Here is a 6836-nt window from a genome sequence, read left to right as displayed (position 1 = left end):
CCGGAGGCCCCGCCCCCCGCACCACCCACCGGCGCAGCCGCGCACCGCAGGGGCGCAACGCACCCCCTACCGGGTCCACGCCTCACCGAAGACCGCCACGCTCACGAGGCGCCCCGGCCCGGACCCGTCCGGCCTGGATCCGCCCTGCACGGGGCGCAACGCACCGGCGTCCCGTGCGCACCCCCAAACCGCCACGCTCGTGACGGGGCCCGTCCGGCCCGGATCGGCCCCGCAGGGGCGCAACGCACCCCCTACCCGGGGCCCCGCCCCGGGTCCGTCCGGCCTGGATCAGCCCGGCAGGGGTGCTACGCACCGGCCCGTGCGCACCCCCGGGCCGCCATGCTCACGACGGGGGCCGTCCGGCTCGGATCCGCCCCGCGGGGGCGCAACGCACCCCCGGACCGCCATGCTCACGACGGGGGCCGTCCGGCCGGATCCGCCCCGCAGGGGCGCAACGCACCCCCGGACCGCCACGCTCACGACGGGCCCCGCCCCGGGCCCGTCCGGCCCGGACCGTCCGGCCGCCAGGCCGGCCCCGCCGTGCTGTCGCGGGGCTTGAGGGTCGTACGCAGCACCACCGTCTGAAGCAGCGCCGCGCTGCCCGCCATCCGCTGGAGCAGCAGGTCCGCCGCCGTGCGCCCGAGGTCGTAGGACGGCAGCTCGACCGTCGTCAGCGAGGGCCGCACGAGCGATGCCCAGGGCACGTCGCCGAAGGACAGGACGCCGACGCCCGGCGGCGCCTGCCCCGCTTCACGCAGGGCCTCGAGCGCGCCCACGGTCATGAGGTTGTTCGCCACGAAGACGGCGTCCGGCGGCTCGGGCAGGGCGAGCAGTTCCTGCATGGCGGCCCGGCCGCCCTCGACGCGGAAGTCGGCGTGGCGGATGTAGGACGCGGCCCGCGCCGGGTCGCCGGAGTCGTTGCCCAGTTCGCCGCGGAGGGCGGACCGGTAACCGGCGAGGCGCTCTTCGGAGGTGGAGGCCCCGGCGGGGCCGGTGATGCAGGCGACCCGCTGGTATCCGGCCCGGAGCAGGTGCCGGGTGGCGACCTCGCCGCCGTGCTGGTTGTCCACCATGACGGCGTCGACGTCGGCGTCGTGGGGCCGGCGGTCGACGGCCACGACCGGCATGCCTCTGGCCATGAGCGGGCTGAGGTCGGTCCGGTCGCGTGAGGCGGCGGCGACGATGACTCCGGCCATCTGCTCGCCCATGACGATGTCGATGTAGCGGCGTTCCTTGTCGACGTCCTCGTCGGAGTTGCACAGGACGACCGACATGCCGGTGCGCTGTGCGGCGTCTTCGACGCCGCGGGCGAGCGAGGTGAAGAAAGGGTTCTCGATGTCGGGGATGATCAGGCCGATCACGCTCGACTGCTGTTTGCGCAGCGACCGGGCGAGCCGGTTGGGCGCGAAGCCGAGTTCGGCGGCGGCCTGCCGTACGGACTCGGCGCGGGCGGCTGTGACGTTGCCGCCGTTGAAGACCCGCGACACCGTCGCCGGCGACACTCCGGCCGCACGCGCCACGTCCTGAATCGTCACCACTGTCGTGTCCACACCTTTCGTCCGCTGCGCAGACCCGCGCAGCCCGCCGCGCGGCCACACGCCACGCATCCCGCCGCCGGCCTGCCGCGCCGGGCCGGCGCGTAGCCGCGGGGTGGTGCCGCACCAGCCGGTTCGCCGTGGGTTCCTTGACTTTACCCGCCCCTGAAAAGGATTTCTCGTCTGGTCCGGGAGAAGTGTCCACCTCAGGTGTTTCCATGCGGTCCGCTCTGTCGTCGCCTCATGTCCGCACCATCGGCGATGCCGCGCGGAGCAGGAGCTTCATAGGTCTTTGTATGCTGCACGAGCATTTTCTGCAATCGATTTCACGCCACTCCCTCGGTGTGCGACTCCGGGCACGGGCGGCGTCAGGAGTGGAGGCCCGGACGCGGCCCTGCCCGGCGGGCCGTCGGTCGCCGGGGCGGCCCGGTCCTGTGACCCTGGGGACATGCGACGAGGAAGTGGCACGACGAAGGTTCGCAGGATCTACGAGGAGCCCGGCCCGGACGACGGCCTCCGGGTCCTGGTCGACCGGCTCTGGCCCCGGGGTCTGAGCAAGGACGCGGCGCACGTCGACGAGTGGCCCAAGGCGCTGACGCCGTCGTCGGAGCTGCGGCGCTGGTACCACGGGTCGGACGGGGAGTACGAGGAGTTCCGGCGACGCTACGAGGCCGAGCTCGCCGAACCCGCCGCCGCCGAGGCGCTGCAGAAACTGCGCACCCTCGCCGCGGAAGGGCCCGTGACGCTGCTGACGGCGTCCAAGGAGCCGGACCGCAGCCACGCCGCCGTGCTGCGCAGCCTGCTCTGACGCACGATCAATCACGGGACTATGGGCGGGACTTGGACCCGAGCCCCGTATCGTGGACCCGGCGCCGCCCCATCGACGGTCCGGCGGTCGCCCCGGAACGAGAGGCCCACCGAGTGCACCCCTCCACCGACGATCCGGCGGCCCCCTGGATGACTCCTGTGCCCGGTGGTGCCGTGGAACTCCGCGACGACCGGCGCGGCACCCGCTGGCGCACCGAGCTCGCTCCGTTCCTGCTCGGCACGTATCCCGTCACCAGGGGCCTCCACCGCGCCGTCACCGGAGCCGATGCCGCTCCCCGGCCCGATCCCACTGACGGCCCCACTGCCGGGCCCGTGCTCCTTCCCGCCGCGAGCGAAGCCGCGCCAGTGACGAACATCAGCTGGTTCGACGCGATCGAGCTGTGCAACCAGGTGTCGGCCCGGGCCGGGCTCGGCAATGCCTACTCCCATGACGCGCGCAGCGGCGAAGTGACATGGGACCGGGCGTCGGACGGCTACCGGCTGCCGACCGAGGCGGAGTGGCAGTACGCCTGCAAGGCAGGCACCAGCGGTTACCGGTACGGCGAGATCGACGACATCGCCTGGTACGCGGACAACTCCGGCGGCCTGGCCCACGACGTCGGCGGCAAGAAGCCCAACCCGTGGGGTCTGTACGACATGCTGGGCAACGTGTGGGAGTGGTGCTGGGACCTCTACGACGAGGAGGTCTACGGCTCCTACCGCATCTTCCGCGGCGGCGGCTGGGCCGAGTCGGCGCGCGGCTGCGGAGCCTCCGTGCGACGCCGCAGCCACCCCACGTTCGCGATCGACGACCTCGGCCTCCGGCTCGCCCGGACCGTGCGGAGCGCCTGAGCCGGACCGACCGCCTCGCTCTCCCGGCCCGCCGAAGAGGTCGAGGGCCCCGGGCCCGCCGACTTCGGCGTCCGAGCCAGAGGGCTGTCCCGCGGGTGGCGGCACCTCCTCGGGACATGCGCGCCGCACTCTTCGTCCCCTGCCTCGGACGGCGTGCCGCTCTCCGTCCGGGCGAGCGCGTGGCTCCTGGAGCGACTCGGTGACGAGGTGGGCTCCCTGGCCGCCCGGGCCCCTGCCGTGGTCCCGGCGGCCCCGCTTCTGCTGCGGCCCGCAGGCGCCATGTGATCCAGCTAGAGGCGCAGCCGCGGGGCCTCTGCGGCCGGGTCCACCGGGCCGGTCAGCCGGCCCGCCAGCTCACGGGCCCAGCCGGTCAGTCCCGGCACGTCGATGGCGTGCGGCGCGGGGAAGCCGGCGATCCGGTCCGCCCCGCGCAGCAGCAGGCGGGCGCCGCCTGCGGTATTGCCCCGTGCCGCGTGTGTGAGCCCCACCGCGAGCTGGGCCATGCCGCGCCACAGCTCACGCTCCTCCTCGGGGCCGGACTTCCACGCGTCCTCGAACACTTCGTGCGCATGGAACGGCATCCCGGCGTCGAGCAGCCGCTGAGCCTCGGAGAGCGTCTCGGAGGGAGTGCGCAGCACTCCCTCCGGCTGGCGTTCCACGCCGGGCGCGCCATGGGGGAGAGGGCGCCCCAGTCCGTCCCGGGGACGGGCGTTGCGCGCCCGGCCCTCGGCGTCGCGGTCTCTGCGTGCCTTGTCCATGCCGCAATTGTCCCTCGTACGCCTCCACCGGCGACGGGCGGTGTGCCCCGCGTGCCACCGCGCCGCAGGCCGGGCGTCCGACGACCCCGCAGAGTGCGGTAATGTTCTCTTGCGCGCTCAGCCAGGGAAACCGGCGGAACCGCGCACCGGGACGTGGCGCAGCTTGGTAGCGCACTTGACTGGGGGTCAAGGGGTCGCAGGTTCAAATCCTGTCGTCCCGACTCGTGAGAGTCGTAGAACAAGGGGCCGTTTCAGAGAAATCTGAGACGGCCCCTTGGTCGTTCGGACCCGCCTGGGCTCGCGGCATCTCATCGACCTGCGGGAGGCGGCCGGCGGAGCCGGTCCGGGCCGTCTCACCCGGCGTCGGGGTCACGCTTCGCCGCATCGTCGTAGGCGGCGCGGGCCTCGGCGACGGCGGACCGGTAGCGCTCGGCCCAGCTCACCAGTCCGGTCAGCGAGGCGTGCAGTTCTCGGGCCATGGGCGTGAGGCTGTACTCCACTTTGGGCGGCACGGTCGGATGGACGGTGCGTACGAGCAGCCCGTCCCGCTCCAGCCTGCGCAGGTTGAGACTGAGCATCCGCCGGCTGATGCCCTTGATGGAGCGCTCCAGTTCGGTGAAGCGGACCGGGCCGTGGGCGGCGGCGATCAGGATCCCGATGCTCCACTTGCCCGCCACGCGGTCGAGCACCTCTGTGACCGGGCAGGCTTCGTCCCTCAGTGCGTCGGTAACACGGGTGTGACTGCGTGACATGAAAGTGCCTCCTTCCGACGAGCGGCAACGTTACCGATGATGACTGCTGTTACAAGTCGTGAACCAAGGGGGAAGACATGCCTGTTCGTGCTCTTGTCGTTGATCCGTCCGCACCCGACTCTGTCCGCCTCGCCGAGGTTCCGGACCCGGTCCCCGGACCGGGCCAGGTCCTTGTGGACGTCTCCCACGCCTCGTTGAACTACGGCGACCTCAACGACGCCCGCTCCGGTCGCCTCCCTGTGGGGGCGGTGCTCGGTTCGGACGCCGCCGGGGTGGTGGTTCGAGCTGCCGCTGACGGAACCGGCCCGGCGGTGGGCACCCGGGTGGTGGCCCTGACCTCGGGGGCGTTCGCCGAGCGTGTCGCCATCGACACCGGCGCGCTCGCCGAGGTGCCGAAGAGCCTGGACCTGGCGCAGGCAGTTGCTCTGCCGGTCGCCGGAGTGGCCGCACTGCGCTCGCTGCGGGCCGCCGGACTCGGTCCGGAGAAAAGAGTGCTGGTCACCGGTGCCTCCGGCGGAGTCGGCCGGTTCGCCGTCCAGTTGGCGGCGCGGGCCGGTGCTCACGTGATCGCTTCCGTGGGCTCGACCGCCCGTGGGGAGGGGTTGCTCGAGGCCGGCGCCGACGAGGTGCTGATCGGCCTGGAGGGGCTCGAGCGACCGGTCGACGTGGTCATCGACAGCGTCGGCGGCCCCCAGTTGGTCGCGGCATGGAACCTGCTCGCTCCCGGGGGCAGCGTGCAGAGCGTCGGCTGGACCTCTGGGGAGCCGGCGGTCTTTCCCCCGTACGCGACCGTCGGCCCGGCCAAGTCGCTGACGTCCTTCGTCATCGAGGGCGATGCGGGCACGGACCTGGCCGTTCTCACCGAACTGGTCGCTGAGGGGTCCGTCACCGTCGAGATCGGCTGGCAGGGGTCCTGGGAGCGCTTCGCCGAGGCCGCCGAGGCCCTCCGCGGACGCCGTGTCCCCGGAAAAGCGGTCCTTCATGTGTCACGCGACGAGCCGCACGCGCCGGCGCTGCCTCCGCAGGACTAGGACCTGCCCCGCGAGAGTCGTCCGGGGCAGGCCGCGGGAGAAGCCCGACAGCCCGGCCGCGGACGGCCCCGGTCGTCCGGCTCCGCATCTGGCCGCCCGGACAGGACGGGTTCTAGGAGGCCGTGGGGGACGGCCGCGCGGATTCCGTGCGGGGTGACGACTTCGTGCGGCCGCCGTCGCACATCAGCGTGATCACGATCATCGACGTGGGGGACGCGTCCGCACCCGCGGCGCCGGGAAGCACGGTCGCAGCCGTCCAGTTGCCCTTGCGCAGGCTGAGCCATCCCTCACCCATGTCATGTCCGGGCTGCCACCCGTGGTCCGACCGCGCCCGGGTGAACCCGGCCTTCAGGGCCGTGTCCGCAGTCGCCGACTCGTGCTCGCCCGTGAGGCGTTCGTGGCACTCGGTCGGGATCAGCTCCTGCGGCGTCCGCTCCAGCGTGATGCCCTCGGCCTCGAGAGCCGAGGTCAGGTCCGAGACCACAGCGTCCGCGGGCAGCGGCGGACCCGAATGGCGCGGCGGGAGAGGGCCCTTGTCCTCCAGGAGCAGAGCGCCGCAGCCGGTCGTCGCCGTCATCGTCAGCACCGTCATCATGGCCAGGCCCGTCAGGCCTGTGCGCCCCCGTCGCAGTCGCACGGTCTCGTCCGCCCCCTTCTGTACCGTTCACGGCCGCTCAGTCTTCCACCCTGCCGGATCACGACGGACGGTGGCCCGACCAGGGGGCCTGCCCCCGGGGGCGCTGGGGTGCCGGGCACATGCGGAGGGGTCGTGAACTGCTGCTGTTTGACTTCGTATGAGTGAGTTCTGCCGTGTACGGGTGGGTTGTTGTGGGCTGTGGTGTGTGAGGTCTCGCGGGGCGGATGGGGGTTCGTTTGTCGAATGGGTGACCTTTGTGGGTCGGGGTCGTTGGGGGTGGTGGCGGGTGTGTGTGGTCCGGTGCGGAGGGGGGTGGACACTGTGGGCGGTCTGCGGGAGTTGGTGGTGCCGTTCGTGGTGACCGGACCCTCGGGTGTGGCAGTGCGTACCGGGCTCAAGGGCCTCATTGCGGAGGATGAGGAGGTGCTGCGGCTGGTGGGTGCGCATCTCGGGTCGCTGGCCTC

At 72.6% G+C, this 6836-nt stretch carries 7 protein-coding genes and 1 tRNA gene; 4 read left to right on the top strand and 4 right to left on the bottom strand.

Going from position 1 to position 6836, the window contains the following annotated elements:
* Positions 1-476: 476 nt before the first annotated feature.
* Complete coding sequence (locus tag ACWGH4_RS25580; RefSeq protein ID WP_453465053.1) at positions 477-1538, bottom strand: LacI family DNA-binding transcriptional regulator; 1062 nt, start codon at positions 1536-1538, stop codon at positions 477-479.
* A gap of 445 nt (positions 1539-1983) precedes the next feature.
* On the opposite strand from ACWGH4_RS25580, the gene ACWGH4_RS25575 reads away from it, so the two are divergent.
* Positions 1984-2343 (top strand): DUF488 domain-containing protein, encoded by a 360-nt coding sequence (locus tag ACWGH4_RS25575; RefSeq protein ID WP_453465050.1) that lies wholly within the window; start codon positions 1984-1986, stop codon positions 2341-2343.
* Positions 2344-2492: 149 nt separating this feature from the next.
* The gene (locus ACWGH4_RS25570) at positions 2493-3194 is read left to right on the top strand and encodes a formylglycine-generating enzyme family protein (RefSeq protein WP_453465059.1); all 702 of its coding nucleotides are present in this window, start codon (positions 2493-2495) and stop codon (positions 3192-3194) included.
* A gap of 290 nt (positions 3195-3484) precedes the next feature.
* On the opposite strand, the gene ACWGH4_RS25565 is transcribed toward ACWGH4_RS25570, so the two are convergent.
* The gene (locus tag ACWGH4_RS25565; RefSeq protein WP_453465047.1) at positions 3485-3952 is read right to left on the bottom strand and encodes a DUF309 domain-containing protein; all 468 of its coding nucleotides are present in this window, start codon (positions 3950-3952) and stop codon (positions 3485-3487) included.
* Positions 3953-4099: 147 nt separating this feature from the next.
* On the opposite strand from ACWGH4_RS25565, the gene ACWGH4_RS25560 reads away from it, so the two are divergent.
* Positions 4100-4173, top strand: a tRNA-Pro gene (locus ACWGH4_RS25560).
* 132 nt (positions 4174-4305) lie between these two features.
* On the opposite strand, the gene ACWGH4_RS25555 is transcribed toward ACWGH4_RS25560, so the two are convergent.
* Positions 4306-4704, bottom strand: coding sequence for a winged helix-turn-helix transcriptional regulator (locus ACWGH4_RS25555; protein WP_453465044.1), 399 nt, complete (start codon positions 4702-4704; stop codon positions 4306-4308).
* A gap of 77 nt (positions 4705-4781) precedes the next feature.
* Between ACWGH4_RS25555 and ACWGH4_RS25550 the strand changes: the two genes are divergently transcribed.
* Positions 4782-5735 carry a zinc-binding dehydrogenase gene (locus ACWGH4_RS25550; protein ID WP_453465041.1) on the top strand — a complete coding sequence of 318 codons (954 nt, stop codon included), beginning with the start codon at positions 4782-4784 and terminating at the stop codon, positions 5733-5735.
* Between the two features lie 112 nt (positions 5736-5847).
* On the opposite strand, the gene ACWGH4_RS25545 is transcribed toward ACWGH4_RS25550, so the two are convergent.
* Entirely contained in the window at positions 5848-6372 is a 525-nt protein-coding gene (locus ACWGH4_RS25545) for a hypothetical protein (protein WP_441262064.1), read from the bottom strand.
* Between the last annotated feature and the right edge of the window lie 464 nt (positions 6373-6836).

The sequence above is a fragment of the Streptomyces sp. NPDC054847 genome (assembly GCF_053610925.1).
The sequence above is the reverse complement of the archived record's forward strand: the minus strand, read 5'-3'. Positions and strand labels throughout refer to the sequence as shown.